This is a genomic window from Hymenobacter sp. DG25A, from assembly GCF_001280305.1.
Taxonomy (GTDB): Bacteria; Bacteroidota; Bacteroidia; order Cytophagales; family Hymenobacteraceae; genus Hymenobacter.
Window position 1 is genome coordinate 2,900,188 of sequence record NZ_CP012623.1, and the last position, 25,102, is coordinate 2,925,289.

27 protein-coding genes are annotated in these 25,102 nt (G+C 55.2%); 13 read left to right on the plus strand and 14 right to left on the minus strand.

Annotated elements, in window-relative coordinates; translation table 11 throughout:
- The first annotated feature begins 37 nt into the window (after nucleotides 1-37).
- The 7 genes from AM218_RS12425 (at nucleotide 38) to AM218_RS12455 (ending at nucleotide 6,096) form a co-directional block, all read left to right on the plus strand.
- Entirely contained in the window at nucleotides 38-661 is a 624-nt protein-coding gene (locus tag AM218_RS12425) for an ExbD/TolR family protein (protein WP_054414145.1), read from the plus strand.
- 10 nt (nucleotides 662-671) lie between these two features.
- The gene (locus AM218_RS12430) at nucleotides 672-1,193 is read left to right on the plus strand and encodes an ExbD/TolR family protein (protein WP_054414146.1); all 522 of its coding nucleotides are present in this window, start codon (nucleotides 672-674) and stop codon (nucleotides 1,191-1,193) included.
- Nucleotides 1,190-2,014 (plus strand): energy transducer TonB, encoded by an 825-nt coding sequence (locus AM218_RS12435; protein WP_231717485.1) that lies wholly within the window; start codon nucleotides 1,190-1,192, stop codon nucleotides 2,012-2,014. The genes AM218_RS12430 and AM218_RS12435 overlap by 4 nt, the downstream gene beginning before the upstream one ends.
- Nucleotides 2,015-2,220: 206 nt before the next feature.
- Nucleotides 2,221-3,030 carry an energy transducer TonB gene (locus AM218_RS12440; RefSeq protein WP_197273966.1) on the plus strand — a complete coding sequence of 270 codons (810 nt, stop codon included), beginning with the start codon at nucleotides 2,221-2,223 and terminating at the stop codon, nucleotides 3,028-3,030.
- Between the two features lie 176 nt (nucleotides 3,031-3,206).
- Nucleotides 3,207-3,455, plus strand: coding sequence for a hypothetical protein (locus AM218_RS16835; protein WP_157547651.1), 249 nt, complete (start codon nucleotides 3,207-3,209; stop codon nucleotides 3,453-3,455).
- Nucleotides 3,445-4,416 (plus strand): PstS family phosphate ABC transporter substrate-binding protein, encoded by a 972-nt coding sequence (locus AM218_RS12450; protein WP_054414150.1) that lies wholly within the window; start codon nucleotides 3,445-3,447, stop codon nucleotides 4,414-4,416. Before AM218_RS16835 ends, AM218_RS12450 begins: the two co-directional genes overlap by 11 nt.
- Before the next feature lie 48 nt (nucleotides 4,417-4,464).
- Nucleotides 4,465-6,096: a tetratricopeptide repeat protein gene (locus AM218_RS12455; protein ID WP_054414151.1), complete on the plus strand. Its 1,632-nt coding sequence runs from the start codon at nucleotides 4,465-4,467 to the stop codon at nucleotides 6,094-6,096.
- Between the two features lie 65 nt (nucleotides 6,097-6,161).
- Here AM218_RS12455 and AM218_RS12460 read toward each other — a convergent pair whose 3' ends face one another.
- The 14 genes from AM218_RS12460 to AM218_RS12525 form a co-directional block, all read right to left on the minus strand.
- Complete coding sequence (locus AM218_RS12460) at nucleotides 6,162-7,211, minus strand: RluA family pseudouridine synthase (protein WP_054414152.1); 1,050 nt, start codon at nucleotides 7,209-7,211, stop codon at nucleotides 6,162-6,164.
- 94 nt (nucleotides 7,212-7,305) lie between these two features.
- The gene (locus AM218_RS12465; RefSeq protein WP_054414153.1) at nucleotides 7,306-7,953 is read right to left on the minus strand and encodes an OmpH/Skp family outer membrane protein; all 648 of its coding nucleotides are present in this window, start codon (nucleotides 7,951-7,953) and stop codon (nucleotides 7,306-7,308) included.
- A gap of 38 nt (nucleotides 7,954-7,991) precedes the next feature.
- Entirely contained in the window at nucleotides 7,992-8,672 is a 681-nt protein-coding gene (locus tag AM218_RS12470; protein ID WP_054414154.1) for an OmpH/Skp family outer membrane protein, read from the minus strand.
- 30 nt (nucleotides 8,673-8,702) lie between these two features.
- Nucleotides 8,703-11,291 carry an outer membrane protein assembly factor BamA gene (gene bamA / locus AM218_RS12475; protein ID WP_054414155.1) on the minus strand — a complete coding sequence of 863 codons (2,589 nt, stop codon included), beginning with the start codon at nucleotides 11,289-11,291 and terminating at the stop codon, nucleotides 8,703-8,705.
- 10 nt (nucleotides 11,292-11,301) lie between these two features.
- Nucleotides 11,302-12,048: an undecaprenyl pyrophosphate synthase gene (gene uppS / locus AM218_RS12480; protein ID WP_054414156.1), complete on the minus strand. Its 747-nt coding sequence runs from the start codon at nucleotides 12,046-12,048 to the stop codon at nucleotides 11,302-11,304.
- Nucleotides 12,049-12,113: 65 nt separating this feature from the next.
- A complete protein-coding gene (porG, locus tag AM218_RS12485; RefSeq protein WP_054414157.1) occupies nucleotides 12,114-12,854 on the minus strand; it encodes a type IX secretion system protein PorG in 741 nt (246 codons plus the stop codon).
- A gap of 39 nt (nucleotides 12,855-12,893) precedes the next feature.
- Nucleotides 12,894-13,832, minus strand: a complete 939-nt coding sequence (locus AM218_RS12490; RefSeq protein WP_054414158.1) for a DUF6089 family protein — start codon at nucleotides 13,830-13,832, stop codon at nucleotides 12,894-12,896.
- 129 nt (nucleotides 13,833-13,961) lie between these two features.
- A complete protein-coding gene (locus tag AM218_RS12495; RefSeq protein ID WP_054414159.1) occupies nucleotides 13,962-14,858 on the minus strand; it encodes an NAD kinase in 897 nt (298 codons plus the stop codon).
- A gap of 42 nt (nucleotides 14,859-14,900) precedes the next feature.
- On the minus strand, nucleotides 14,901-16,268 hold the full coding sequence (locus tag AM218_RS12500) for a BamA/TamA family outer membrane protein (RefSeq protein WP_054414160.1): 1,368 nt from the start codon (nucleotides 16,266-16,268) through the stop codon (nucleotides 14,901-14,903).
- A gap of 84 nt (nucleotides 16,269-16,352) precedes the next feature.
- On the minus strand, nucleotides 16,353-17,030 hold the full coding sequence (locus AM218_RS12505) for a CBS domain-containing protein (RefSeq protein ID WP_054414161.1): 678 nt from the start codon (nucleotides 17,028-17,030) through the stop codon (nucleotides 16,353-16,355).
- 103 nt (nucleotides 17,031-17,133) lie between these two features.
- Nucleotides 17,134-17,916 (minus strand): alpha/beta fold hydrolase, encoded by a 783-nt coding sequence (locus AM218_RS12510; protein ID WP_054414162.1) that lies wholly within the window; start codon nucleotides 17,914-17,916, stop codon nucleotides 17,134-17,136.
- Nucleotides 17,900-18,595, minus strand: a complete 696-nt coding sequence (locus AM218_RS12515) for an anthranilate synthase component II (RefSeq protein ID WP_316937415.1) — start codon at nucleotides 18,593-18,595, stop codon at nucleotides 17,900-17,902. The genes AM218_RS12510 and AM218_RS12515 overlap by 17 nt, the downstream gene beginning before the upstream one ends.
- A 51-nt stretch (nucleotides 18,596-18,646) precedes the next feature.
- Nucleotides 18,647-19,168, minus strand: a complete 522-nt coding sequence (locus AM218_RS12520) for a CvpA family protein (protein WP_054414163.1) — start codon at nucleotides 19,166-19,168, stop codon at nucleotides 18,647-18,649.
- Nucleotides 19,169-19,244: 76 nt separating this feature from the next.
- Nucleotides 19,245-19,706 carry a GatB/YqeY domain-containing protein gene (locus AM218_RS12525; RefSeq protein ID WP_054414164.1) on the minus strand — a complete coding sequence of 154 codons (462 nt, stop codon included), beginning with the start codon at nucleotides 19,704-19,706 and terminating at the stop codon, nucleotides 19,245-19,247.
- Nucleotides 19,707-19,842: 136 nt separating this feature from the next.
- Between AM218_RS12525 and AM218_RS12530 the strand changes: the two genes are divergently transcribed.
- The 6 genes from AM218_RS12530 to AM218_RS12555 all read left to right on the plus strand — a co-directional run bounded on the left by AM218_RS12530 (nucleotide 19,843) and on the right by AM218_RS12555 (nucleotide 25,092).
- Nucleotides 19,843-20,556 carry a pyridoxine 5'-phosphate synthase gene (locus AM218_RS12530; RefSeq protein ID WP_054414165.1) on the plus strand — a complete coding sequence of 238 codons (714 nt, stop codon included), beginning with the start codon at nucleotides 19,843-19,845 and terminating at the stop codon, nucleotides 20,554-20,556.
- A gap of 31 nt (nucleotides 20,557-20,587) precedes the next feature.
- Nucleotides 20,588-21,661 carry a tRNA 2-selenouridine(34) synthase MnmH gene (gene mnmH / locus AM218_RS12535; protein ID WP_054414166.1) on the plus strand — a complete coding sequence of 358 codons (1,074 nt, stop codon included), beginning with the start codon at nucleotides 20,588-20,590 and terminating at the stop codon, nucleotides 21,659-21,661.
- A gap of 42 nt (nucleotides 21,662-21,703) precedes the next feature.
- The gene (gene selD, locus AM218_RS12540) at nucleotides 21,704-22,765 is read left to right on the plus strand and encodes a selenide, water dikinase SelD (RefSeq protein WP_054414167.1); all 1,062 of its coding nucleotides are present in this window, start codon (nucleotides 21,704-21,706) and stop codon (nucleotides 22,763-22,765) included.
- Nucleotides 22,766-22,798: 33 nt separating this feature from the next.
- Nucleotides 22,799-23,362: a PH domain-containing protein gene (locus AM218_RS12545; RefSeq protein ID WP_054414168.1), complete on the plus strand. Its 564-nt coding sequence runs from the start codon at nucleotides 22,799-22,801 to the stop codon at nucleotides 23,360-23,362.
- Between the two features lie 66 nt (nucleotides 23,363-23,428).
- Nucleotides 23,429-24,208 (plus strand): alpha/beta fold hydrolase, encoded by a 780-nt coding sequence (locus AM218_RS12550; protein ID WP_082318216.1) that lies wholly within the window; start codon nucleotides 23,429-23,431, stop codon nucleotides 24,206-24,208.
- Between the two features lie 176 nt (nucleotides 24,209-24,384).
- Nucleotides 24,385-25,092: an SAM-dependent methyltransferase gene (locus AM218_RS12555; RefSeq protein WP_054414169.1), complete on the plus strand. Its 708-nt coding sequence runs from the start codon at nucleotides 24,385-24,387 to the stop codon at nucleotides 25,090-25,092.
- The last annotated feature ends 10 nt before the right edge of the window (nucleotides 25,093-25,102 follow it).

The window sequence follows — 25,102 nt, forward strand, 5'->3', positions numbered from 1 at the left end:
AAGTCTCGTTTTCTGAATATTCTCAACCACGCTCGAAATGCCTAAAGTAAAGCCCCATAGAACGTCCCCTTCGCTGGATATGACCCCGATGGTGGACCTGGCATTCCTGCTGGTGACGTTCTTCATGCTCACGACTAAGTTTTCGCCCGAGGAAGTGGTAGTAGTTGATACCCCCTCTTCTACCTCGGAACTGAAACTGCCCGAGAGCAACGTAATTCGCATCCTGATTGACAAGGATAAGCGCGTGTTTTTTGGCCTGGAAAGCGACAAGGCCAAGCCCCTGCTGCTCGACCGGATGGGCGCCAAGTATGGCGTTACCTTCACCGAGAAGCAGAAGCGCGCTTTCGGCGGCCTCAACAGCTTTGGGGTACCCGTTCAGCAGCTTGGCTCTTTGCTCAGCATGAGCAGTGAGCAGCGCAAAGAAGTAAAGCAACCCGGTGTTCCGGCCGACTCACTGAACAATCAGCTGATCGACTGGGTAATGGAAGCGCGTAAAGCCAACCAGGAAGCCATTGGTAAGCCTACCTTCATTGCCATTAAAGGCGACGGCAATGCCGATGTACCGACCGTGAAGAAGGTCATCAAGTTTCTGCAGGAGAAGAACATCAACCGTTTCAACCTCATCACGGACTTGGAGAACAAGCCCACAGTGAGCAAATAAGCGCAGCGCCATGGCAGAAATACAACAACAAGCCGACTCCGGCAAAGGCGGGAAGAAGCGGGCCAAAAAAATGTCGACCAAAATCGACATGACCCCAATGGTGGATTTGGCCTTCCTGCTCCTGACCTTCTTCATGCTGACCACCACGTTCAATAAGCCGAACGTGATGCAGATTACCATGCCGGTGAAACCGAAGCCTGGTGATCCGCCACAGGAGTTGAAAGCGTCGGACGCTCTTACCGTTGTTCTAGGAGAGAACAATAAGATCTACTACTACGACGGTCTGCTCTCTGATAAGGACAAACCGGAGTTGAAACTTTCCAGCTACGATGCCAACGGCATCCGGAAAGTTCTGCTGGACCATCAGCGCCAGAACCCTAAAACGGTGGTGCTGATTAAGCCAGACGACAAGTCCAACTACAAAAACATGGTGGACATCTTGGATGAGATGAACATCACCGACCAGAAGAAATACGCGTTGGTGGACATCTCGAAGGCTGATACCGAACTCATTAAATCTTCCGGGCTATGATGGATAACTCTCAAATAGCGCGTGCGAGTCTTAATGATCTTGTATTTGAGGGCCGCAATAAAGCCTACGGGGCTTATGTGCTGCGCCGCCTGTACAACCGTCACGTCACGCGCGCCCTTCTCATCGCCGTTGCTCTGTTTGCCCTGTTGGTATTTATCCCAACCATTGCCCGCATGTTTAGCAGCAATGAGGTAAACGATGACGAGAAGATGCTGAAGGAAAACGTCCTGATGGAAGCACCTCCTCTGGACCAAACCAAACCACCACCACCACCGCCGCCACCAGACGCGCCGCCGCCACCACCACCCAAGCTTTCTACCATTAAATTCACGCCTCCGGTAGTGAAGAAAGATGAGGAAGTTCGGAAAGTGGAGGAAATTCCAGATCAGAAGGAGCTGGAAGATAAGGTTGTAGCTACGGCTACTGTTAAAGGCAATACCGACAACCCCAACTTAGAGGGCTTGGAAGGTGAAGGCAACGCGGTAGTAGCCGAAGTGGTAGATACGAAAGTATATACCTATGTAGAGCAGATGCCGGTATTCCCCGGCGGTCAGGAAGCCCTGCTGCAATACATTGGTAAAAACATCAAGTATCCGGCCATGGCGCTGCGCAACCAGATTGAAGGCAAGGTATTCGTAGCCTTCACCGTAAACCCCGAGGGGCAGGTGCAGGATGTGAAAGTAACTAAGCCCCTGGGCGGTGGTTGCGACGAAGAAGCAGTGCGTGTTATCAAAACGCTGCCCCGCTTCTCGCCTGGTAAACAGAACGGCCGCGCTGTAAGCGTATCGTTCACCGTACCAGTAACCTTCGCTATCCGATAGTAAAAGGCTTTTATAGCCACTTGAAAAACCGTCCCGGGCTTTTGTCCGGGACGGTTTTTTATTTTTAAAAATATAGCGCGGCATGCATACTATATGGAATACAGCAGCCGTTTTGTTGATGAAAGCCGGGCAGTAGGCACTGTGGAAAATGGATGGCTTGGGTAATACGCGTCGAGGACCTTTGCTCACCTTTAACCCATACCGCCATGAACACCGCACAATTGCAGACTGCGTCTCTGGACGACATGATTTTTGAGGGCCGTAACAAAGTCTACGGCGCCTACCTGCTCCGGCGCTTGTACAACCGCCACCTGGCTACGGCCATTACCCTGGCCACTGCCCTGTTTGCCTTGCTGATTGCCACGCCTTTGGTGGTGCACTACCTGTTTCCTCCCGTTGTGGTAGTGCCCGAGCTTACCGCTCCGGATAAAGTAATTGACCTGCTACACTACGCAGAGCCTAAAAGCCCACCGGCCGCCAGTGCGCAGCCCATTGTGCGCCCACAGCAGGATATACCAACCAAAGTGGTAAAAACGCTAACGAAAGCTGTACCACCAGTAGCCGACCAACCGGTGGCCCCAACGCCGGACGGCCCATCTGGAAGCGTCTCGGGAACGGTAGCTACTGATTCTGGTGCTGGTACCGGCAGCAGCGGTGGTATCGACTCTGGTAGCGTTACGGCGCCGGCTGCGCCGCCCGCCAAGCCTTTTGTTTATGCGGAAGTAATGCCGGAGTTTGCCGGCGGCCAGAAGGCTCTCCAGGCCTATTTGCAGCGCCATCTGCGCTTTCCTTCTCAGGCCATCCAGAATCAGGTATCGGGGCGCGTATATGTGGCTTTCACGGTGGAGGTTGATGGGGGTATTTCAGATGTGGAAATAGTAAAGGGCCTGGGCTACGGTACCGGCGAAGAAGCAGAGCGCGTGGTGCGCTCCATGCCGGACTGGACGCCCGGTCGGCAGAACGGACAGAATGTGGCTGTGCGCTACACGCTTCCCATTACCTTTCAACTTGAATAAGCCTTATTACAACCGTTCCAAGTGAAAGCAGGCTATTCCGGAGTCTCCTTCGGAGTAGCCTGCTTTTTCACGCTAAATAGACTTGTTCTTATATAGTACGTTGTAGGGGTAAACCATCTGGTTACTTTTACACGTTTAACAGTAGTATTGGCCCATTCCGCGCTTTATTCTTTTCTATGCTAGAACGCCCACCCACCAACGAGCGGCTACGCCCGCGTGGCAACCGCAACTTCAGCCAGTATTTCGTACTGGTAATGGCAGTGGTATATATGGGCCTGGGGCTGTACCTGCTCCTGAGCTCCGTTACGATCTTCACTCTCCCTTCTACTCCCCGCCGGATTCTGGGCGCTCTTTTCGTATTCTACGGAATCGTTAGATTTGTTCGCACCTATCGGCAACATTTAAGGCAATCCAATGATGAATAGTCCTACTTCGCTGCGGACCATGGGCATGGCCCTGGCAGCTGGCTTTTGTTTGCTGGCGGGCTGTAATCAGGGTGGGCCCTCGGGGGCAGCCAATGATGATACTGCTACGAGTGGCAGTGTGGCCATTGCCGTAGATGCCACGTTTGAGCCCATTGTGAAGTCGCAGGTTGATACCTTTCACAAGCTCTATCAGTACGCCAAGATCAGCGCCCGTTATGAACCGGAGGCCGACGCCATGCGCGACCTGCTGAACGATAAAGTGCGCTTGGCTGTTGTAACTCGTGAATTGACGGCTGATGAGAAGGCGGCATTTGACCGCCAGAAGTTATTTCCGCGTACCACGCACATTGCCACCGATGGCCTGGCCATTATTGTGCACCCCTCCAACCCCGATACGCTCCTGACGATGGAGCAGCTGCGGGATATCTTTAGCGGCCAGACCAAGCAATGGCAGCAGGTTAACCGGAAAAATAAGCTGGGCGATATTACCGTCGTTTTCGACTCAAATAACTCCAGTACCAGCCGCTACATGCAGGATTCAGTTACGAAAGGCATGCCATTGGCTAAAGGCGCCTTCGCCTCCGAGTCAAACCCTGCCCTGCTGGATTACGTTGCTACTCACCCCAAGGCCATTGGCGTAATTGGGGTAAACTGGATTAGCGACCAGGACGACAAGGAAGTGCGCGGCTTTCTGAAGAAAATACGGGTGGTGGGCCTTAGTACTTCGCCCCGGCCCCAGAAAACCGATGAGTACGTACAACCTTACCAAGCCTACTTAGCGTTGAAGACGTATCCCCTGCGCCGCAACGTTTATGTAATCAGCCGGGAAGCCCGCGCCGGACTTGGCACCGGTTTTGCATCCTTTGTTGCCGGGACCAAAGGCCAGCTCATAATCCTCAAATCCGGACTGGTACCGGCCATTGGCCAAACGCGCATTGTGAATACAACGCCCAACTACTAAGACTCCCTAGTTCATTTTTCTTACGCTTTTCCACTTAATTTTTCGCACATGAAGTTCAAGCCCTGGAAGCTCTCGCTCCTCGTTGCCTTGTCTGCTACCAGTACTGCTGCTTTTGCACAGGATATTGCTGGCGCTCAAAAAGCCATGAATCTGGAGCGCTATAGCGAAGCCCGTCGTTTGTTGGCACAAGGCCAGTCGCCGGAAGCCGCCGTTGAGATGGGTCGTTTGTATCTGTTGATGGAGAAGCCGGATTCGGCTGCTTACTTTTTCAATAAAGGCGTAACCAACGCCAAGTCGCCGCAATCGATGGTTGCCGCTGGTCGGGCATTTCTGGCTCAAGGCAAAAAAGCCGAAGCTGAAATTCAGTTTGACAATGCGGTAAAGGCCTCGAAATCGAAGGACAAAGAAGTTCTGACGATGATTGGCCAGGCTTATGCCGAGTCAAATGAGAAAGACGTTAAGAAGGCCATTGAATACCTGAACCTGGCTACCAAGCTCAACAAGAAGGATGACCCACGGGTGATGGTTCTGCTGGGCGACATCTACCTGAAGCAGGAAAATGGCGGCGGTGATGCCATGAACGCTTATGAGCGCGCTACGCTGGCCGACCCCAACAACGTACTGGCTTATTTCCGTAAGGGCCAGCTGAACGTACGCTCGCGCAACTATAATGGTGCCCGTGACGCCTTCCAGAAGGTTATCAGCATCGACCCCAACTATGCCCCTGCTTACCGGGAGCTGGGTGAGATGTACTACCTGATTGGCAAGTACGACGATGCCCTGAGCACGTTCCAGAAGTACCGGGACATGGCGGAAAACACGCCCAGCACGCAGGCAAAATATGCATCGTTCCTGTTCCTGACCAAGAAGTACCCCGAGGCTCTCACCGAAATTCAGAAGATTCTGCAAGCAGATCCGAAGAACGTAACGATGAACCGTCTGCAGGCTTACGCTCTCTATGAAACCGGCCAGAACGATAAGGCCCTGCCGGCCATGGAGAACTACATGAAGACGACGCCTGCCGATAAGATTATCACGCAGGACTACATCTACCAGGGTAAGATGCTGGCTAAAGCTGGCCGTTCGGAAGAAGGTATTGCCATGATTAAGAAGGCAATTGCCGCTGACCCAACGCAGGCCGCTGATTTGCAGAATGACCTGGCGCAGGCGTACATTGCTTCGAAGAACTACCCCATGGCCATTGCTACCTACCGGGCTAAACTCCAGGGTGGCAAAGGTGAGCTGACGGACAACGTGTACCTGGCTCGTGCCTACGAGTTCAACAAGCAGTACGCACAAGCTGACAGCCTCTATGGTGTGATTCTGGCTGCTCGCCCAACCTACGTACCAGGTTACCTGATGCGTGCCCGGGCCAATGCTAACCTGGACCCCGACTCCAAGCAGGGTACCGCTAAGGCGCACTATGAGAAGTACATTGAGGTAGCTAATGCCAACGACCCTTCGAAGTATACGGAAGGCTTGGTAGAAGCCAACAAGTACCTGGGCTACTACTACTACCAGAAAGGCGACAAGGCGGCTTCGCTTCCTTACTGGCAGGCTGCTAAGGCTTTGGCCCCGAACGATGCGCAGGCCGCTACGGCTATCAATGAGATAACTAAGAAGCCTGCTCCGCGCAAAACCACTACTACCACCAAGAAAACGACTGTTAAGCAGAAGTAATCTTAAGGTTCATAAAAAAGCCCGCTACCATGGTAGCGGGCTTTTTTTATGGCCTTATAGCAAGGCTAGGCTGATTCATTGGCGTACTTTTCCCATTCGGCCAGGGCGGCGGCGAAGTCGGCGGGCAACTCTACTTCCTGCTGAATGAGGGCGCCCGTTACCGGATGCACGAACCCCAGAGATTTGGCATGCAGCGCCTGCCGGGGCATCAGGGCCATTACTTTCTCCGCAAATGCCTTGTAGGTGCCGGTACGCTGCCCGTAGAGCACCTTATCCCCGCCATAGGTGGCATCAGAGAACAGCGGGTGACCAATGTGCTTCATATGCACTCTGATCTGGTGCGTGCGCCCGGTTTCCAGGTTACACTGCACCAGCGAGACATGCCGGAACGTGCGTAGCACTTTATAATGGGTAACGGCATGCTTGCCCTGGTCCCCCTCGGGGAAAACGGCTTGCACTTTACGGTCCTTCACGCTGCGGCCAATATGGCTTCGTACGGTGCCTTCTGTTTCTTTGGGTATTCCCCATACCAGCGCCAGATAAGTGCGCTCAATGGTATGGTGGAAGAATTGCTGGGACAGGTGCGTCATGGCCCATTCGGTCTTACCAATTACCAACAGACCGGAAGTATCTTTATCGATGCGGTGCACCAGGCCCGGGCGTATCTCGCCGTTGCGGCCCGTAGGCAGGTTCCGGAAATGATAGGCCAGCCCATTAACCAGGGTGCCCTGCCAGTTGCCGAAGGCGGGGTGCACCACCATGCCGGCCGGCTTATTCACCAGCAGCACCGATTCGTCTTCGTAGCGAATGTCCAAATCCATGGGCTCGGGCGTCACCTTTACTTCCCGCGGGGGCTCGGGCAGCGTGATGGTGATGACATCGAGCGGCTTGACACGGTAATTGGCTTTGGCTGACTTGTCGTTTACCTGAACCGCTTCGGCTTTAATGGCATTCTGAATTTTGGTGCGCGACGCATTAGGCAGCCGGTTCATCAGAAACTTATCGAGCCGCAGCAGCTCCTGCCCGCGGTCGGCGCGAATGCGGTGGTGCTCATACAGTTCGTCACTGGTTTCCAGGTCGTCGGACTCGAATTTTTCGTCAGCTAAATCAATCATAAGGGGTACAGAGCCGCAAAGGGTAAGCGCAAACAAACAAGAAAGCCGGAACCTTGGGTTCCGGCTTTCTGCAAAGCTACTGCGTGGAGGCAGATTAGTTCTTTTTCGTCTTGGTTTTGGTCTTGCCAGCAGCGGGAGCCGGTGTAGCGGCTGCGGGCTTGGCAGCGGCAGGAGCCGCAGCAGCAGGAGCTGCATTGGGGTCAATACCCATTTTTTTCAACACCAGATCCGAGATGTCGCCATCCTTGGGGCCGTGCAGCAGAATAGGCGTAGTGCCGTAGCCGGCATCGGAGTTGAACACATAGGCATAGCCATTCTCATCTGCTACCAGATCAATGGTCTTTTGCAGCTTGTCCAGTACGGGCTTCAGCAGGGTTTGCTGCTTCTGCTGAATGGAAGCATCAGCATTGCGCTGGAACTCCTGGATGGACTGCTGCAGGTTCTGCAACTCCTTCTCTTTGTCGGCGCGTACTACGTCCGTCATGGTGGAAGCCCCTTTCTGGTAGGCTTCGCCTTTGGTCTGGAACTCGGTGTATTTGGCTTTCAGCTGGTTTTCCAGCTGGGTGCTGTAGTCTTTCAGCTGCGACTCTACCTGCTTGCTCTCGGGCATTTTGCTCAGCACATAGTCTACGTTGGTGTAGCCAATTTTTTGCGGAGCCGTTTGGGCGATAGAAGCAGTAGCGGAAGCAACCATTAAGGCCGCAGCCGCCAGCATCAGACGAATTTTAGGAAATGCGTTCATTCGAAGGGAAAGGAAATTTCTAAAGTGAGAGAGCAAAGTTAATTTTTTCGGCCACTTGAGCGTGGCGCGGGCTTAGTGGTTTTGGGAGCCGGCGTGGCGGGCTTGGCATTATCCTGCTCGCTGCCCGGCTCATCTGAGGCGGGCGTGGCCGGTGTGGTAACGGTACGCACGGCCCCTTTCTGCCCGGGTTGGTTGCGTTCCTCGGAACCCAGTCCCAACTCTTCCAACACAAATTCTGTGTAATCGTGCGTTGGGTTGGTATAGAGCATGGTCAGGTCACCGGCTTTATCGAAGACAATGGCCAGCTGCTTTTTCTTGGCCACCTTCTCAATGGCTTCAAATACCTTGTCCTGCACCGGTTTGGTCAGCTCCTGGCGCTTTTTAAACAGGGTGCCTTCGAAGCCAAAAATTTTATTCTGGTACGCCTTGATGTCCTGCTCTTTTTTCAGAATCTCATCCTGGCGCTTCTTTTTCATCGGCTCCGTCAGCAGAACTTCTTCTGCCTGATAAGCGCGATACATCTTGTCGAGGTCCTTGCGCATCGACTCAATATCCTTCTGCCAGTTCTGGGACAGGGTATTAAGCTCCTGCTGCGCGGCGCCATACTCCGGCATCTTACTCATGATGTACTCCGAGTCGACGTAGCCGAATTTCTGGGCCCAGGCTGCCGGAACGGCCAGCAGGAGCAGCAGTGGCAGCAAACACACTAGTTTTTTCATGCGGAATACCGTGCTGAGCGGCCCGGCAGACTAGCGAATCTGCTGGCCGATGATGAAGTGAAAATGACCTTTGTCCTGTGGGCCCTGCGTAACGCCGGGGTAACGCGGCACTGTGTCTAAACCGTAGCCGTAGTCGAAGCCTAGCAAACCGAATGCCGACATGAATACGCGGGCACCAACACCCACCGAGCGGTACAGTTTATAAGGGTTGTAATCAGAGTAGCGTTCCACTGCATTGCCCGCTTCGGCAAAGCTGAGCAGGTAAACGGTAGCGGCCGGGTTCAACGAAACCGGATAACGCAGCTCCATCACATATTTATTGTACGCCACGCCACCGCTGGAATTAGGCGACTGAATAGCATTTACCTCGTTGGGGTCATCGTAACCGCGCAGGCCCACATATTCGGTACCCACCAGGAAGTTGGAAGAACCGCCCGAGGCCATGCCGGAGCCACCCAGCTTGAAGCGCTCAAACGGGCCAATAGGACGGCTGGAATTGTAAGTACCAATAAAGCCGAAGTGCGCCCGGGTGTTCAGCACCAGCTTACCAATGATGGGGGTAAACCAAGAAGCATCAAACATCCATTTATGGAATTCTACCCACTCATTCACGTTGGGGTGCGCTCCTTTAAACGCCGAGTAAGGCGGCGTCAGGTTAACACTGAGCGACAGGGCCGAGCCACGACGGGTGTACGTTGGGTTATCGGTGCTGTTGCGGGACAGGGTGGTGTTCAGGGTGATGTTGTTGGCATTGCCCGTACCATTCTGGAAGCCCTGCAGGTAAGTGTAATTATTCAGCTTGTACTGGCTAACCGACAGCGAATTGCTCAGGGAGAAATAGTCATCGGGCCAGCGCAGGTAGCGGCCCAGGCTAACGGAGGCACTGTTTACTTTAATCGAGCTACCCGTCTTCACATCGAAGTTGGAGCCTACCCGCTGAATGCTTTTGTTGAGCGATACCGACAGTGAGTTACGCTTGCGGCCACCCAGCCAGGGCTCCGTGAAGGAGAAGGAATAGGCCTGATACTGCAGACCGTTGGCCTGAATGTTCAGAGCCAGACGCTGGCCATCACCGGCCGGCACGGGGCGCCAGTTGCTCAAGGAGCCGGCTTTGCGCAACGAGAAGTTGTTGAAAACAAGGCCTACGGTGCCGATGAAGCCGGCATAACCGCCCCAGCCGCCCGACAGGGTAATCTGGTCAGAAGGCTTTTCTTCTACGGTGTAATTGATATCTACCGTGCCATCGGCCTGGTTAGGCACCGGGTTGATGCCCACTTTCTCTGGGTCGAAATAACCCAGAGAAGAGATTTCGCGCTGGGAACGGATCAGCAGTTCGCGGTTAAACTTCTCACCCGGGAGGGTGCGCAACTCGCGCCGGATCACATGGTCGCTGGTTTTGGTGTTGCCGGCAATGTTGATGTCTTTGATACGGGCCTGCACACCTTCATTAATGCGCATCTCAATATCAATGGAGTCTCCTTCTACCTTGGTCTCAATGGGGTCGATGGAGAAGAACAGGTAGCCATCGTTCATGTAGAGCGAGGTAATATCCTGCCCGGTGGGGTTGTAGTTCAGGCGCTTGTCTAGCGTTTCCTTGCTGTACACGCTGCCTTCCTTTATGCCCAGCACGGAGGCCAGGGTTTTGTTATCGTAGAGGTAGTTGCCTGCCCAGGTAATGTTGCGGAAGTAGTACTTCGGACCTTCATCCACCCGAATCTGCAGCGCTAGCTTATCTACATCCTGCACGGTGGTTTTGTGAATCCCGAATTTGCCGTCTTCAGTACCTAACCAGTGGTAGGAGCGCTTTTGCGCCGTAGTAATCAGAGAGTCAGAGAGGATAATGGCGTCGCGGTAGCCCTGGGAGTTGTAGTACTCAATGACTTTGTCTTTGTCCTCTTCGAATTCTTTGCGCTGGAACTTACCGGCGTTCAGGAACTTGTAGAACTTCTTCTCCTTGGTTTTCTTCATCTGCCCCTTCAGCTTGCCATCTTTAATAGCGGAGTTGCCGAGGAAGGTAATGTCGCTGATATGAACCCGGGCACCCCGGTTTACGGCAAACACCAGCACAACACTGTTGGGCAAGGTAGAATCTGGGCGTTGCGTGACGTCTACCTGCGCGTTCAGGAAGCCCTTGTTGGTAAAGAACTTACGCACCTGGTCACGTGTATTGCTGAGCAGAGCATCGGTCACTACTTTACCGCGGATGAGCTTAATCTTCGCTTTCACATCATCGGCCTGAGTTTTACCAATACCGGTGAACACGAAGTTGGAAAGACGTGGCCGCTCTTTTACATCAAATACCAGGAAAATCTTGGTGCCTTCAATCCGGTCAATGGCCACAGTCACGTCGCCTACAATACCCTGGTCCCACAACTTGCGAATAGCCTTACCAATTTCCTCTCCGGGTATGGTAACAGGGTCGCCTATTTTCAGGCCGGTAATACCCACCAGCGTATTTGGATCGAGGTAACGGGTGCCGGTAAAGGTGATGCCGCCCACCTGATACCGCTGCGGCTCGGGCGCCGCGGGTGCATTTTGAGCTAAGGCAGGTGTGGCCAGCCAGCTAAACGCCAACAGGAAAATGAGCAGGCTAAAAACCCGGATACTGGTGAAATTCATTCGACAGGACTTACGAAACGGTGAGCTGCTCACTGGTTTTACCGAAGCGCCGTTCGCGGCGTTGGTAGGCACAAATTGCGTCATAAAAATGTTCGCGGCGGAAATCGGGCCAGAGCAGCTCCGTGATATAAAGTTCGGTATAGGCCAGCTGCCACAGCAAGAAGTTGCTGATGCGCTGCTCGCCACTGGTGCGGATCAGCAGTTCCGGATCGGGCATTCCGGCAGTAACCAGATAGCCCGCAATAGTCTGCTCGGTAATGTTGGCGGGCAACAAGGAGCCAGCCGCTACTGCTTCTCCCATCCGGCGGGCCGCCTGCGTTAGGTCCCAGCGGCCACTATAGCTCAGGGCGAGCACCAGCGTCATGCGTGTACCCGTGCTGGTAAGCTCTTTCGCCTCCGCCAGCTCTTTCTGGCAGGCTGCAGGCAGATTTTCAGTTTCCCCAATGGCTTCCAGCCGGATGTTATTTTTTAACAGCGTAGGCGTTTCCTGCCGAATGGTATGCACCAGCAACTGCATCAGCGCCATTACCTCATGCTTGGGGCGCGACCAGTTTTCGGTTGAAAACGCATACATCGTCAGGTATTGCACACCCAGCTCAGCAGCCGCCTCCACCGTTTCACGCACGGCGGTTATGGCATTCTGATGACCAAAGATGCGTAGCCCGCCCTTCTGCTTGGCCCAACGGCCATTGCCATCCATAATGACGGCAACATGGGCGGGAATTCTGGTAGGATCTATTTCGGACCGGGCGGCCATTCGTGTGTTTTGCGTAAAGAGGCTGCAAGTTACGCAAATGGTTGCATTACCCTTAGCCGGTTTTGCTATTGCAGTAACCGGCTATTCTCTTTGTACACTTCCGGGCACCGTATTTTGTAGAACGTATAAGAAACGCTCAAACCGCTATAGAAATACCAGTCCTGATCGTGCCGGTTAGCAATAACATCATTCTGCTGGCTGAGCTGGTCCAACTCATCCGTGAAAGCTTTCCGGGCACCCACTTCCATTCCCAGGTTCCAGTGGCGTGATAAACCTACTTTGGCTCCTATGCCTGCTGGCACAGCCACGCCTATTACTGTGTTAGAGAAGGTTTGTCCATCCTTCAGCACAGTTTTTACCGGTGCCAGAAAACCTGCTACCCCCACAAATACAAAGGGTGTAAACCGGGTCTTGGCTTTTGTACCGTAATAATCGAAGAAGTTATACTCCAGAGTGCCTGCTACTTCATAGATACTCCCTTTCAGGTAGCCTCCCCGATAAGCGTTTAGCGGTGCCGTATCACCATTTACTCCTTTTACCTGCTTATCATCGGCCCGTAGCAGCCCCGCCATCAGGTTGCCCCGCAGCGTAACTGGGGCAGATATATCTTTCCGATAGAATAAGGAAACTGCCGGACGGTTGTTCGCAAACCGGTATTCAGGGGATAATTCCCCTTTATAGTTTACGGCGCCCAGGCCTAAGCCTACTTCACTGGTATTCTGCGCTAGCGCACGGCAGGCAAAAAAAACACTCCCTACTTGCGCCAGGCAAATAAGGAGTGTTTTATGCGAGTTCAAATAGATCATCAGACTGGCTGTGGATTAAACATGACAGCCAATTGTTGGCTATCGGAATTTGGGGCTCTTGATTTTGGGGGAAAGGATGTAATTCAAGGTCAAGCCGGTAACGATGTACCAGTCCTTTTCATTGTTGTGACCACGAATTTCACCAGCTTGGTTGTATTCGCCGAACGTACCCAACTGAGCACCATCGTTACGGGTGATATCATAACCAAAATACTGAGCAGCAGGGCTTTTCAAATCAGATCTATCCTGAACAAAATCACCACCTACGTCATCAATATAGTCAGTGAAAGTTTTGCGCCAGCCGATTTCAAAACCTAAGTCAAAGTGACGGTCCAGCTTGTAACGCACACCGGCACCGAAAGGAATGGCAATCTGACCACGCTTATAAGGTTTATCATATCCTTTACCGCTTACGTTCTGACCTTCGGTTCCCAAAGGCTGAAGCGCTACGTATTGGCCTTTCAAATTGGCAGGAGCGTCAGCTTCTGAACCCACTAAGCCTTTAGGGTTATGCTTGAAAGCAGCTACCCCGGCAAATACGTAAGGAACAAAGTCAGGGCGGCGAATATAGTTGTTACGGTTTTCGATCAGGTCGAACATACCAACTACAGAGGCCTCAAAAATATCATTACGGAAGTTCATGTTCCGTGTATATCGGAACTTTGCATCCTTGTCTTTATCATCAGCTGCTTTTTGGTCATCACCAGTAACGCGGCCATACGACAAACCGAAACGACCCGAAATCCGGGGTGCAAAACGACGAGTAAAGGTAAAGCCTAAGTTGGGACGGGTAGCGCCCAGCCGTAGACTGGTAATATTAGTACGCGGTACGATATCGCCAAAATAATTCATGGCGTTTAGGTTCACACCTACCGAGTTATACATTTTCCGCTTGGTAAACCGTTGAGCGCTTGCATCTGAAGCTACCAGCGCAAAGGCCAGTATAAGCGCCAGGATAAGGGGGAAAAATCTCTTCATAATCGAACGAAGGTTAAGTATATCGGGGTGCAGGAAAAGCTATTGATCCGTACGGACACGATTACAGTCAGTGACAAAAGTAGTGGTTGCCAGCAAGATTAAAAATAAAAGCTTCAAAAAGTCCTTATTTTAAGGGCGTATGCTGCCATCAGGATTCCGACGGTCATACCCCCAATTTAGTTTGCTGCGCAGGGTGCTTAAAAAATTTACGTGGTTAAGACGTATCAAACGTGCATTAAAAGTTTCGCGGCGCACGGCAATCTGTACCGTAGCATCCACGGGAACCGAGCGCGAATCCAAGGAAAGCAGGAAGTTATTGCTCCTTCCTTCAATCTCAAATGAAATGACGCTGCGGTCGGATACAACGAGAGGACGCACGTTCAGGTTGTGCGGACATACGGGAGAGATGATAAAATTGTTGGTCTGCGGCAACATTACCGGGCCGCCGCAGCTCAGCGAATAGCCGGTAGAGCCGGTGGGCGTGGATACAATCAGGCCATCGGCCCAGTAAGAATTAAGATACTCCCCATCAATATAGGTGTGCACCACAATCATAGAAGAGGTGTCACGCTTCAGAATGGAGAATTCATTCAGGCCGAAATTCACCGCCCCAAATACCTCCGGATCGGTATCTACCCGAATCAGGCTGCGCTCTTCTACTACGAAATGTCCCTTAAACAGGGCTTCAATAGCTTGCGGAATACGGTCGGGCGTGATAGTGGCCAGAAACCCAAGGCGGCCGGTATGAATGCCCAGAATAGGGATTTGCAGGCTACCTACGTAGGTTACGGTATCCAGTAGGGTACCATCACCGCCAATACTAAGCACAAATTGCATTCCCTTCAGGGAGTCGCCGCGCCGGAAGGTGGTGATGGTATCCGGTAACTCCAGCCGGGTATCCAAGTACACCCGGAACGACTCCACGATATACAGCTCGGCATTGCGGGCCAGTAAATTATGCAGCAACGCCTGAATAGCCGGAGCTACACTGTCATCGAAGGGCTTACCGAGGATGGCTATTTTCATATTAAGAGGCAGACTATTATGTGCCGTGGAGCCGGTAGCGGCTCAGATGGGAAAGGCCGTGCGAATGTAGATTCCGGTTTCACCAAGCGCATTGAGAGCATATTCGACCGCAAAAACCCGGTCGTAATAAGTGACCAGATGCAGGCCAATACCGGCTGCCAACAGAAACTGATTGGGCAACTGGTTGTTAGCATCGGCCAGCGAGGCCGGGGCCGCAACATAGCCCATGTCGGCAAAGGTATTTAAATATATGGCCAGCGGAAGGGTGCTGAACTTTGGATTGCTGGTGGCATCTAGTTGAAGCTGACGGGCCGGCAGGAGGGGATAAGAGAGTCCTTGCTGCAGTAACACGTAGTGCTGCCCATCTACCACATACCGGTCGTAGCCGCGCACGAGAGCGGCATAACCCAGCGCCCGTGAATCAGCGTAGGCCAGGCGGCGGTTGGTCAGGCGGGTTTGCCCTTCCAGGCCGGCACTATAATACAGCTTATGAGGCAGCGGGACATAACGCGTATACCGTGCATAGAGCGTGGCATAGCTGGGGCTGGCCGAGTGCAGAAACAGGCGTTGGGACAGGGTAACCTGCGCAAAGCGCCCGGAAAGCGGGTAAGCAAAATTATTGCGCCGGTTAATAATTCGCGTCAGAGCTACATCGACATAGCGCCGCTGCTGGTCGCCGGAAAAGTACCCCGGATTGCCAATCTGGATAGAATCGGATATCTGATCCTGGCGCCAGGCTACATCCAGGGCAGTACGGCGCTGTACGGTATTGCGCCACCGCAACCCGGCCACGAAGTAGGTGTGGTGAAAAGCGAAGCCGCTTTCGGAGCGATACGTAAGAAGCTGATCCTGAACGGTGCGGTAATCCAGCGCGCGGCTGCGGGCAAAGGAAGCACCCAGCGCCAGCCCGGGGCGCTGCCGGGTGCCGGGGTTCTCAAAGAAGACCTCGTATTTCTGATTGAAGCCCAGCTGCAGGTTGCCCCGTAGCTGCTCGTTACGGCCACGAAAGTTGTTGCGCACTACGTGCACGCCGTAATCTACACGCCGCCACCGGTCGGGCCGGTCAAGCCAAGAGCGGATGTTGCGGTCGGCCAGTGAGAAAATGGGAATGGGAAACGTGTACCAGCGTTCCTGCAGGCTGAAGAGCACCGTAATTTCGCCGTCGCGGCAAACGGTTTGCACCAGAACGGAGTGAAACAGCTGGAGGTTGAGTAAGCGCCGGCGGTTGGCTTCCAGACGTGCGGGTAAGGCAGCGGCCGCTAGCGTGTCGCCTTCCCGAAAGTCCAGCTCGGCCCGTAAGATGCGCTCTTTGGTTACCTCATTCCCTACAAAAACAACTGAGGAAACCCGCAGCCTGGTGTAGGAAGGGCAATACACCCGCACCAGGCTGTCGATAGGAGAACGGCGCACCGTATCTGGCCCTCCGGCCGATGTGTTAGCGGATGGCCAGGCTAATAACCAGGCAAATAAAAATCCGAGCACCCGGAGCCGCGCTTACAGGCTCAGGTATTTCAGCAGGGCATCGTACCGATCCTGCTCGTCCTCCCCCAACTCACTGCTGCCGCTGAACTGGGCGCTGATGATATAGCCAAATCGCTCCAGCGTGGCCACAATACTGGACAGATCCGGAGTATTAAGCTTCAGGGTGAGTCGGATTTTGTAGGGCTCGTTCTCGTCCCGGGCCACGTGGGCACTCAGGATTTTGGCATTATTCTCTTCTACGTAGCGGCTGATCTGGGAAAGAGAATAGTCACGCTCATCCATGCTCAGCACAATAATTCCTCCCCTGCCAACGGCCACCGGAGTTTCGCCGAAGGCCGCCAGCGTATCACTCACCGACACCACGCCCATATAATCGTGCCGGTCATCCAGCACCGGAATGAGCTGCACTTTATTCTGCACCGCCATTTCAATGATGTTGTAGAAATGCTGGTCGCGCTGTACGTGCACATCGGCGAAGCCAAACGGGATATTGGCCAAGAGCTTTTCCGTGCTGTCTACGTCCAGAATATCGGCTTCCGTAATCAGGCCCCGGTAGCGGCGGTTTTCAATAACCGGCAGCTGCTCTACGTGAAACTCATCGAGCCACTTCGCTGCCTTGCCGGCTGAGTCCGTCACTTTCAGTGGCGGAATCATTTGATTAATCATGTCTTCGGCAATCATCGAGAGCATCGGCTAGAAGCAGAAAAACGGAAGGTAAGCGCTGGCCACGCGGGGAACAAACCTCAGCCGTGGTACTTTGTTCTAAACCTACTGGAAAGTAACCTGATAGGTTTTACCGGCTGGCCACGGCCTGCGGCTTCGTACGCTCCAAAAACTGCGCCAGCAGAGCATTAAATGCTTTGGGACGCTCCATCATGGGTGCGTGGCAGCAATGATCCAGAAAGTGCAGCTCAGAATTAGGCAGCAGCCGGTGAAACTCATGCGCCACCTGGGGCGGCGTAATGGTATCATTCAGCCCCCAGATGAGCAGCGTAGGAACCGATATACGGCTTAGGTCCTTCCCCAGATTGTGGCGCTGGGCTGAGCGCGCAATACTGATAATGCGCAGGCACTTGGAGTTGGAGTTGGTGATGCTGAATACTTCGTCCACCAGCTCTTTGGTTGCCACAGTGGGGTCGTAGAAAGTATAGGCCACGCGCTCCTCCACAAAGGCGTAGTTGCCGCGCTTGGGGAAGGAGCCGCCCATGGAGTCTTCAAACAGGCCACTGCTGCCGGTGAGCACCAGGCGGCTTACCTGCGGTGCGTTATGCAGGGTATACACCAGGGCAATATGCCCACCCAGGGAGTTTCCCAGCACCGTGTATGGCCCGGGCAGCTGCACGGCCGCCACAAAGTCTTCCACAAAGTTTACCAGACCCGGTACGCCAGCCTTCAGCAGGGGCATATCATAGATAGGCAGCAGCGGAATGACCACGCGGTAGTGCGGACGGAAAGTTTCTACTACGTCTTCCCAGTTGCTGAGGGCTCCAAACAAGCCATGCAGCAACAGGAGCACGTCGCCGCTTCCTTCGTCTACATACTGAAAGCCGTTGTGTTCCTTAATTTGAAGTTCCATCGAGTGAGGGAGCCGGGGCGGAGGGCGCACCGGTCTTTGCAATGATACAACACTTGACCCAATTGCGTAAGAGCGCCAGCCCATGAGTCGTGAGCAGGGCTTCGGGATGAAACTGTACGCCGTATAGCGGCAGCGTGCGGTGCCGGAGCGCCATTATTTCCGCATGCGCATCGGCCGTATATGCCAAAGGCACCAGGGTATCCGGCAACAACTGCAGCCCCAACGAATGATACCGGGTAACCGGTATGCGCGCCGGCAGACCGGCAAAGAGCAGATCCGTCAGCGCCACATCAATATCCGAAACCTTGCCGTGCATGGGGCGGCTGGCCCGCGTGAGGGTGGCCCCAAAATACTGACCCAGTGCCTGGTGGCCCAGGCACACGCCCAGCATGGGCACCTGCTGATGATAAGCCGCAATTACCGCCAGTAGAATACCCGCCGACTCCGGGGTTCCCGGCCCCGGCGACAAAACCAACCCATCAAACCGGTGCTTCGCCAGCTCCGCCACTGGCACGTCATTGCGCAATACCTGCACGGTGGCACCCAACTGCTGCAGGTAGTCCAGCAGGTTATAGGTGAAGGAGTCGAAGTTATCAAGCAGCAACAGGCGCAGGGGCTCCGGCGCAGGCTGGGGGGCCAGCGGCGAAATGTTGGCGTCGGAAGCGGCGGGTTGAATCACTGGTATTGAGTCGGCAGCCGTTACGCGGGCCGATATTCCGGGAGGATAACCCTAAAATACGCCCCGCAGTTTCTCCAGCAGGGTACCGGCAAAGGGCATTACAAAGCTCACTACCTGCAGGGCAAATGGCGTGGCCTGCCGCACCAGCGGCAACACCTGCGACTGCGCCACCATCTGCGGCGACAACAGCTGCAGACCGGCCATGCCCACACCGTGCAGCAGCAAACTCAGGCCCAGCACCCACTTCACCACGCCCGCCGCGCCGCCCAAGGCATTATCGAGCACGCCCAGCGGCGTGAGGTGCACTGCCGTTTTCAGGAAGGTACCCAGCAGATGCACGCCCCACACAATCAGCACAAACACCAGCAGGAACGATACGAAAGGCAAAAATCCGAATGCCTCCCCTACATAATGCCGCACCAGCGGAATGGCATCGTGCAGAAGCATCAGCCCGCCAATTGCGCCCAGAATAAAGGCCAGCAGGGAAGCTACCTCCAGCACCAGGCCGCGACGGAAGCCTTTCACGGCGCCTATGCCCAACGGAATCAGCAGCAGAATATCAAACCCGGACATTGCTTAAGGGGCTAGTAAGCAAAAGTTAGGAGCAGCGAACAGGGTATCTGCCACTCCTGACTTTCAGCTTCACTACTTACACATTGGTGTTGTTCAGCAGGTTGCTTACTACCTGCGAAATCATCCTGCCATCGGCCTGGCCGGAAAGCTCGCGGGCGGCCACGCCCATTACTTTGCCCAGATCAGAAGGGCCGGTAGCACCCACGCGCTGAATAATTTCCACCAGGCGCTCCACCACATCAGCCTCAGAAAGCTGCTGGGGCAGATATTCCTCAATGATAGCCAGCTCGGCCAGCTCAATTTCTTCCAGATCGGAACGGAACTGCTTCTGGTAGGTTTCGGCGGCTTCGCGGCGCTGTTTGGCGGCTTTGTTCAGAAGCTTCAGCTCGGCCTCTTCTGTGATGGTGCCATGCTGGCCTTCCGCGGTTTCGGCCAGCAGAATCTGGGATTTGATGCTGCGCAGGGCGTTGAGGCGTACTTTGTCTTTGGCCAGCATGGCCTTTTTAATATCAGCGTCGATGATTTCTTTCAGAGCCATAGGTCAGGAAAAATAAGAAGATGAAAACGCCCGGAAGAAGCCGGGCAGCAGGCAAAGGCAAAATCAACGGCTCCCACGATTTCCGCGTACTTTTGGGGCAACCCGGAGGGCCGGGAACCTGTTTTGGCCTTGTAGAATGACGAAACTAAGCGTAAACATAAATAAAATAGCCACGCTGCGGAATGCGCGCGGCCATAACCGTCCTGATTTGCTGCAGGTAGCCCGTGACTGTGAGCGGTTTGGCGCGCAGGGCATCACGGTGCATCCGCGGCCCGATGAGCGCCACATCCGCTACCAGGACGTGCGCGACCTGAAACGGGTGGTGACGACCGAGCTGAACGTGGAAGGCAACCCCACGCCCGACTTTCTGGCCCTGGTACGGGAAGTGCGCCCCGAGCAGGTAACCCTGGTGCCGGATGCGCCCGATGCCATTACCTCCAACGCCGGCTGGAACACGGTGGAGCATCTGGTGTACCTCATGGGCGTGGTGCAGGAACTGAAATCCATTGGCTGCCGCGTGAGCATCTTCCTCGACCCCGACCCGGCCATGGTGAAAGCCGCCGTGGGCACCGGCACCGACCGGATTGAGCTCTATACCGAAGCCTACGCCACCGGCTACCACACCAACCGCGAAGCTGTTGTAGCGCCCTACCGCCTGGCCGCTACCATGGCCCATGAGCTGGGCCTGGGCCTGAATGCCGGCCACGACCTCGACCTGGATAACCTGGCCTACTTAAAACAGGAGTTGCCCGGCCTGGCCGAAGTCAGTATTGGGCACGCCCTGATTTGCGACGCGCTTTATCTGGGGCTGGAAAATACCATTCAGCTATACCGGCGCCAGCTGGTGTAACTTGCAGCCTGCCCCGCTCCTACCCTGCCTTATGCCTCGCATTCAGCTTACTGATTTTCTCTCCGGCCCCACGCACGCGCCCATTCTGGATGTGCGTGCTCCGCTGGAGTACGCCCACGGCCATATACCGGGGGCCCTGAATCTGCCTTTGTTTTCCAACGAAGAGCGGGCCCGCATTGGCACTATCTATAAGCAGGTAAGCCAGGAGAAAGCCGTGCTGCAGGGCCTCGATTTCTTTGGGCCGAACATGAGCAGCATGGTGAAGCAGGCCCAAAAGCTGGCGCCCAACAAAGAAGTGCGGCTGCACTGCTGGCGGGGCGGCATGCGCAGCGGGGCTGTGCAGTGGTTGCTGGAGCTGGCCGGCTTCCGGGTGCATCTGCTCGATAAGGGCTACAAAGACTACCGCCGCTGGGTGCTGGAGCAGTTTTCCCAGCACCTGCCCTTACTGGTACTCGGCGGCCTGACGGGCTCCGGCAAAACCGATGTGCTGCAGGTGCTGGCTCACCGGGGCGAAACTATTATTGACCTGGAAGGCCTGGCCCGCCACAAAGGCTCGTCGTTTGGCGGCATTGGCATGGAGGCCCAGCCCACGCCCGAGCAGTTTGAAAACGACCTGGCCCGTGCCCTTTCCCTCACCCCGCTCGATAACCTGATTTGGGTAGAAGACGAAAGCCTGATGATAGGCGCGGTACACCTGCCTAAGCCCCTGTACGAGCAAATGCACCGCGCCCCCCTGATTTTGCTGGAAGTACCCCGACCCATGCGCACCCGCAAGCTGGCCGAGGAGTATTGTCAGGCTGACCCCGAACTGCTGAAGGCCGCCATCCAGCGCATCAGCAAGCGCTTGGGCGGCCTGGCTACCCAGGAAGCCCTGGCCGCCATTGATGCCGGCGACATGGAAAAGATGGTGGACATTGCCCTTACCTATTACGATAAAGCCTACCGCTACGCCCTGGCGGCCCGCACCGGCACCCAGCTGATACAGGTGCCTTCGGAAACCTGCGACCCGGTGGAAAATGCCGGCCGTGTGATGGCTGCCCTTCGCCGCGAAGGCATCAGCAATTTACCGGCTACCATGAGCCTGCCCGATACGGACGTTGCGTAATCCAGCTGATTGCTGGCCCTTCCTTTTTGCTATTTCTGCCTTATGACTCCTGAAAACGCCACTGCCGCCGACGCTATCCGCCTGACCCAATACAGCCACGGGGCCGGCTGCGGCTGCAAAATCGCGCCCAAAGTCCTCGACCAGATCCTGCACACCAGCATTGCCCAGCCCCACGACGACAAGCTGCTGGTGGGTAACAGCTCCCGCGACGATGCCGCCGTGTACGACATCGGCAACGGGCAGGCGCTTATCAGTACCACTGACTTTTTCATGCCCATCGTAGACGACGCCTACGATTTTGGGCGCATTGCTTCCGCCAACGCCATTTCCGACGTGTACGCCATGGGCGGCCGCCCCGTGCTGGCTATTGCTGTGCTGGGCTGGCCCATTGATAAGCTGGCGCCGGAAGTGGCCCGCCGCGTAATTGAAGGCAGCCGTAGCATTTGCTTGGAAGCCGGCATTCCGCTGGCCGGCGGCCACAGCATCGACTCGCCCGAGCCCATCTTCGGGCTGGCCGTTACGGGCATGCTCGACATCAAAAACCTGAAGCGCAACGACACCGCCACCGCGGGCTGCGAGCTGTTCCTGACCAAGCCCCTGGGCGTAGGTATGCTGACCACGGCCCAGAAGCGCGGCATTCTGCGCCCCGAGCACGAGCAGATTGCTCCCCAAAGCATGATGCACCTCAATAAAATTGGGGAAGACCTGGGCAAGCTCTCTGCGGTAACGGCCATGACGGACGTAACCGGTTTTGGCCTGCTGGGCCACCTAAGCGAAGTTTGCGAAGGCAGTAACCTGACCGCCGAAATTGATTTCGGCAAAGTGCCCCTTATTCGGGAAGCCGAGGAATACCGGGCCCAGAAGTCTATTCCGGGCGGCACGGTGCGCAACTGGGACAGCTACGGCCACAAAGTAGGCCTCATCACCGATGAGCAGCGTAACTGGCTCTGTGACCCGCAAACGTCCGGTGGCCTGTTGGTGTGCGTAGCGCCGGAAGGCCGCGCGGCCGTGCAGGAAGTATTTGCCCGTCACGGGTTGCAGCTGGAAGCCTTCGGTGCGCTCCGCCCCCACACGGCCAATGAGCCCTGGATTTTGGTGCGCTAACGGGTGAAGCTTTTTCCTCTTCTGCGCCAGTTTTTGGAAATAGGCATCGGACTGGGGGCGGTGCTGCTGGCACTGCGCTTTGTTACGGGCCTGTTTAGCAAGCGGGGGCAGGTGTACCGCCCCAACTTCACCCGGCAGCTGTATCTGTTATTCTGGCCGCTGCTGTGTCTGGCGGTGGGCTTGCCGTTTCTGGCTTCCTTCTTTTTGATGGATAGCCTTTCCACTTTTGAGCTAGTGCTGCTGGTAGCCCTGGCAGCAGTAATACTGGGCTTTTCGGTGCCGGCGCTGGTGCTGCATATGCAGTATTATCTGCGAAATCAGCCGACTACGTTGGTCTTCGAGCCCAAGCAGAATGTACTGGAAGTGTATGAGAACGGTGCCCGCCTGGCTTTCAGCCGCCAGGATATTGTGCGGGTGGAGCGGGTGACGTGTGCATCCAAACGCATGTTCTGGAGCAACTACGATTTTATCCGCCTGCACTTCCGGCAGGGCCCGCCCATCACGCTCACCTCTCTCCTGCTGAATCTGGAGCCGGTGGCGGAATTCCTGCGCAACACCAATCTGGAGAAGCGTACCCGTTGGATATGCTTTGCGTAGTGCCTCAACAGTAGCGCTGCCTTTCGGCGGCGCACTAATTCCTGCTTTCGCATCTTTGTACCCATTATGCTGCAACTTCATTACCGCGAAATGGGCCAGGGCAAGCCGCTGGTCATTCTGCACGGCTTGTTTGGCACCCTGGATAACTGGCAAACCCTGGCCCGCCGCTGGGCCGAGGCCGGGCACCGCGTTATCGTAGTAGACCTGCGCAACCATGGCCGCTCGCCCCACACCCCGGAACATAGCTATGAGCTGATGAGCCAGGACGTGCTGGGCTTGTTTGACCAACTACAGTTGGGCCCCGATACCACGCTGCTGGGCCACAGCATGGGCGGCAAAGTAGCCATGCGCTTTGCCCTGGACCACCCCGACCGGCTCGCCAACCTAGTGGTAGTAGATATTGCGCCGCGTCTTTCGGACATGAATCATCAGGACGACATCATCACCGGCCTGAATTCCTTGCCTCTGGCCACCCTGCAAAGCCGCCAGGAAGCTGATACGGCCCTGGCCCAGTACATTCCCCAACCCGATGTACGCCAGTTTCTCCTCAAAAATCTGTACCGCCGCGAGGATAACACGTTTGCCTGGCGCCAGAACCTGGAAGTGCTAACCGCGCAAATGCCGGCCGTAGGGGCGGAAATCAGCAGCACGCAGCCCTTCCTGAAGCCGGCATTGTTTATCCGCGGTGGCCGGTCGAACTACATTTCGACTGAAGACAAGCTCTATGGCATTCCGGCGCTGTTCCCCAACTCCCAGGTAGAAACCATAGTAGATGCCGGCCACTGGGTACACGCCGAAAAACCCGACGAAGTGTTTGCGCTGGTAAAAGCGTTTATCGAACAGTAGTCTATCCTGTCACCTACCATAATCTGTCATCCTGAGCTTTTGCGAAGGACTTTGTCACGCCTCAACGACCATCGTAACCACGACTCTTTCTAGCGTGATAAGGTCCTTCGCAAAGCTCAGGATGACAACCTATATTGAATTCAACACCTAGTTAAATCAACCCCAACCCACCATAAATGCCCGGCACGCTCTACCTCATTCCCACCGTTTTAGCCGAGGACACGGCCACGCAGGTACTGCCCCCGCAGGTGGCCGAGCGGGTAGCGGCGCTGTCGTATTTTCTGGTGGAGAATGCGCGAACGGCCCGGCGCTTTATCAAGCAGGTGGCGCCCCAGCACGTGATAGAGGAGCTGCGCATTTCGGTGATTGATAAAGACAGCTCCGAGGCGCAGATTCAGGCGGCACTGAAGCTGGTGCTGGCCGGGCAGGACGCGGGCGTGATTTCCGAAGCGGGCTGCCCCGGCATTGCCGACCCCGGCGCGGAACTGGCCCGGGCAGCGCACCAACTGGGCATTAAAGTAGTACCGCTGGTGGGCCCATCCTCCCTCCTATTGGCCCTGATGGCCTCCGGCATGAATGGGCAAAGCTTTGCGTTTCACGGCTACCTGCCCATTGACCGTAGCCGGCGTAGTGCGGCTATTAAGCAGCTGGAGCGCGTGGCCTTGGCCCAAAAGCAAACCCAGCTGTTTATTGAAACGCCCTACCGGAACATGCAAATGCTGGAGGATTTACTTACCCAGTTGACCGGCACCACCCGCCTCTGCATTGCCGCCAACCTAACCGCCCCCAACGAGCTTGTGCGCACCAACACCGTAGCCGGCTGGCGCAAAGCCGGAATACCCGATATCCACAAGCAACCGGCCGTATTTCTGGTAGGAATGTAGTGCATGAAGT

What these genes read in the sequence shown, in the direction of transcription:
- AM218_RS12460 (WP_054414152.1), bottom strand. Translation starts at nt 7,211, where the DNA reads ATGATTGATTTAGCTGACGAAAAATTCGAGTCCGACGACCTGGAAACC.
- AM218_RS12465 (WP_054414153.1), bottom strand. Translation starts at nt 7,953, where the DNA reads ATGAACGCATTTCCTAAAATTCGTCTGATGCTGGCGGCTGCGGCCTTA.
- selD (WP_054414167.1), top strand. Translation starts at nt 21,704, where the DNA reads ATGACTCCTGAAAACGCCACTGCCGCCGACGCTATCCGCCTGACCCAA.
- porG (WP_054414157.1), bottom strand. Translation starts at nt 12,854, where the DNA reads ATGATCTATTTGAACTCGCATAAAACACTCCTTATTTGCCTGGCGCAA.
- AM218_RS12505 (WP_054414161.1), bottom strand. Translation starts at nt 17,030, where the DNA reads ATGCTCTCGATGATTGCCGAAGACATGATTAATCAAATGATTCCGCCA.
- AM218_RS16835 (WP_157547651.1), top strand. Translation starts at nt 3,207, where the DNA reads ATGCTAGAACGCCCACCCACCAACGAGCGGCTACGCCCGCGTGGCAAC.
- AM218_RS12450 (WP_054414150.1), top strand. Translation starts at nt 3,445, where the DNA reads ATGATGAATAGTCCTACTTCGCTGCGGACCATGGGCATGGCCCTGGCA.
- AM218_RS12520 (WP_054414163.1), bottom strand. Translation starts at nt 19,168, where the DNA reads ATGTCCGGGTTTGATATTCTGCTGCTGATTCCGTTGGGCATAGGCGCC.
- mnmH (WP_054414166.1), top strand. Translation starts at nt 20,588, where the DNA reads ATGCCTCGCATTCAGCTTACTGATTTTCTCTCCGGCCCCACGCACGCG.
- bamA (WP_054414155.1), bottom strand. Translation starts at nt 11,291, where the DNA reads ATGAATTTCACCAGTATCCGGGTTTTTAGCCTGCTCATTTTCCTGTTG.
- AM218_RS12470 (WP_054414154.1), bottom strand. Translation starts at nt 8,672, where the DNA reads ATGAAAAAACTAGTGTGTTTGCTGCCACTGCTGCTCCTGCTGGCCGTT.
- AM218_RS12510 (WP_054414162.1), bottom strand. Translation starts at nt 17,916, where the DNA reads ATGGAACTTCAAATTAAGGAACACAACGGCTTTCAGTATGTAGACGAA.
- AM218_RS12550 (WP_082318216.1), top strand. Translation starts at nt 23,429, where the DNA reads ATGCTGCAACTTCATTACCGCGAAATGGGCCAGGGCAAGCCGCTGGTC.
- AM218_RS12495 (WP_054414159.1), bottom strand. Translation starts at nt 14,858, where the DNA reads ATGAAAATAGCCATCCTCGGTAAGCCCTTCGATGACAGTGTAGCTCCG.
- AM218_RS12425 (WP_054414145.1), top strand. Translation starts at nt 38, where the DNA reads ATGCCTAAAGTAAAGCCCCATAGAACGTCCCCTTCGCTGGATATGACC.
- AM218_RS12440 (WP_197273966.1), top strand. Translation starts at nt 2,221, where the DNA reads ATGAACACCGCACAATTGCAGACTGCGTCTCTGGACGACATGATTTTT.
- AM218_RS12525 (WP_054414164.1), bottom strand. Translation starts at nt 19,706, where the DNA reads ATGGCTCTGAAAGAAATCATCGACGCTGATATTAAAAAGGCCATGCTG.
- AM218_RS12455 (WP_054414151.1), top strand. Translation starts at nt 4,465, where the DNA reads ATGAAGTTCAAGCCCTGGAAGCTCTCGCTCCTCGTTGCCTTGTCTGCT.
- AM218_RS12490 (WP_054414158.1), bottom strand. Translation starts at nt 13,832, where the DNA reads ATGAAGAGATTTTTCCCCCTTATCCTGGCGCTTATACTGGCCTTTGCG.
- uppS (WP_054414156.1), bottom strand. Translation starts at nt 12,048, where the DNA reads ATGGCCGCCCGGTCCGAAATAGATCCTACCAGAATTCCCGCCCATGTT.
- AM218_RS12435 (WP_231717485.1), top strand. Translation starts at nt 1,190, where the DNA reads ATGATGGATAACTCTCAAATAGCGCGTGCGAGTCTTAATGATCTTGTA.
- AM218_RS12430 (WP_054414146.1), top strand. Translation starts at nt 672, where the DNA reads ATGGCAGAAATACAACAACAAGCCGACTCCGGCAAAGGCGGGAAGAAG.
- AM218_RS12530 (WP_054414165.1), top strand. Translation starts at nt 19,843, where the DNA reads ATGACGAAACTAAGCGTAAACATAAATAAAATAGCCACGCTGCGGAAT.
- AM218_RS12555 (WP_054414169.1), top strand. Translation starts at nt 24,385, where the DNA reads ATGCCCGGCACGCTCTACCTCATTCCCACCGTTTTAGCCGAGGACACG.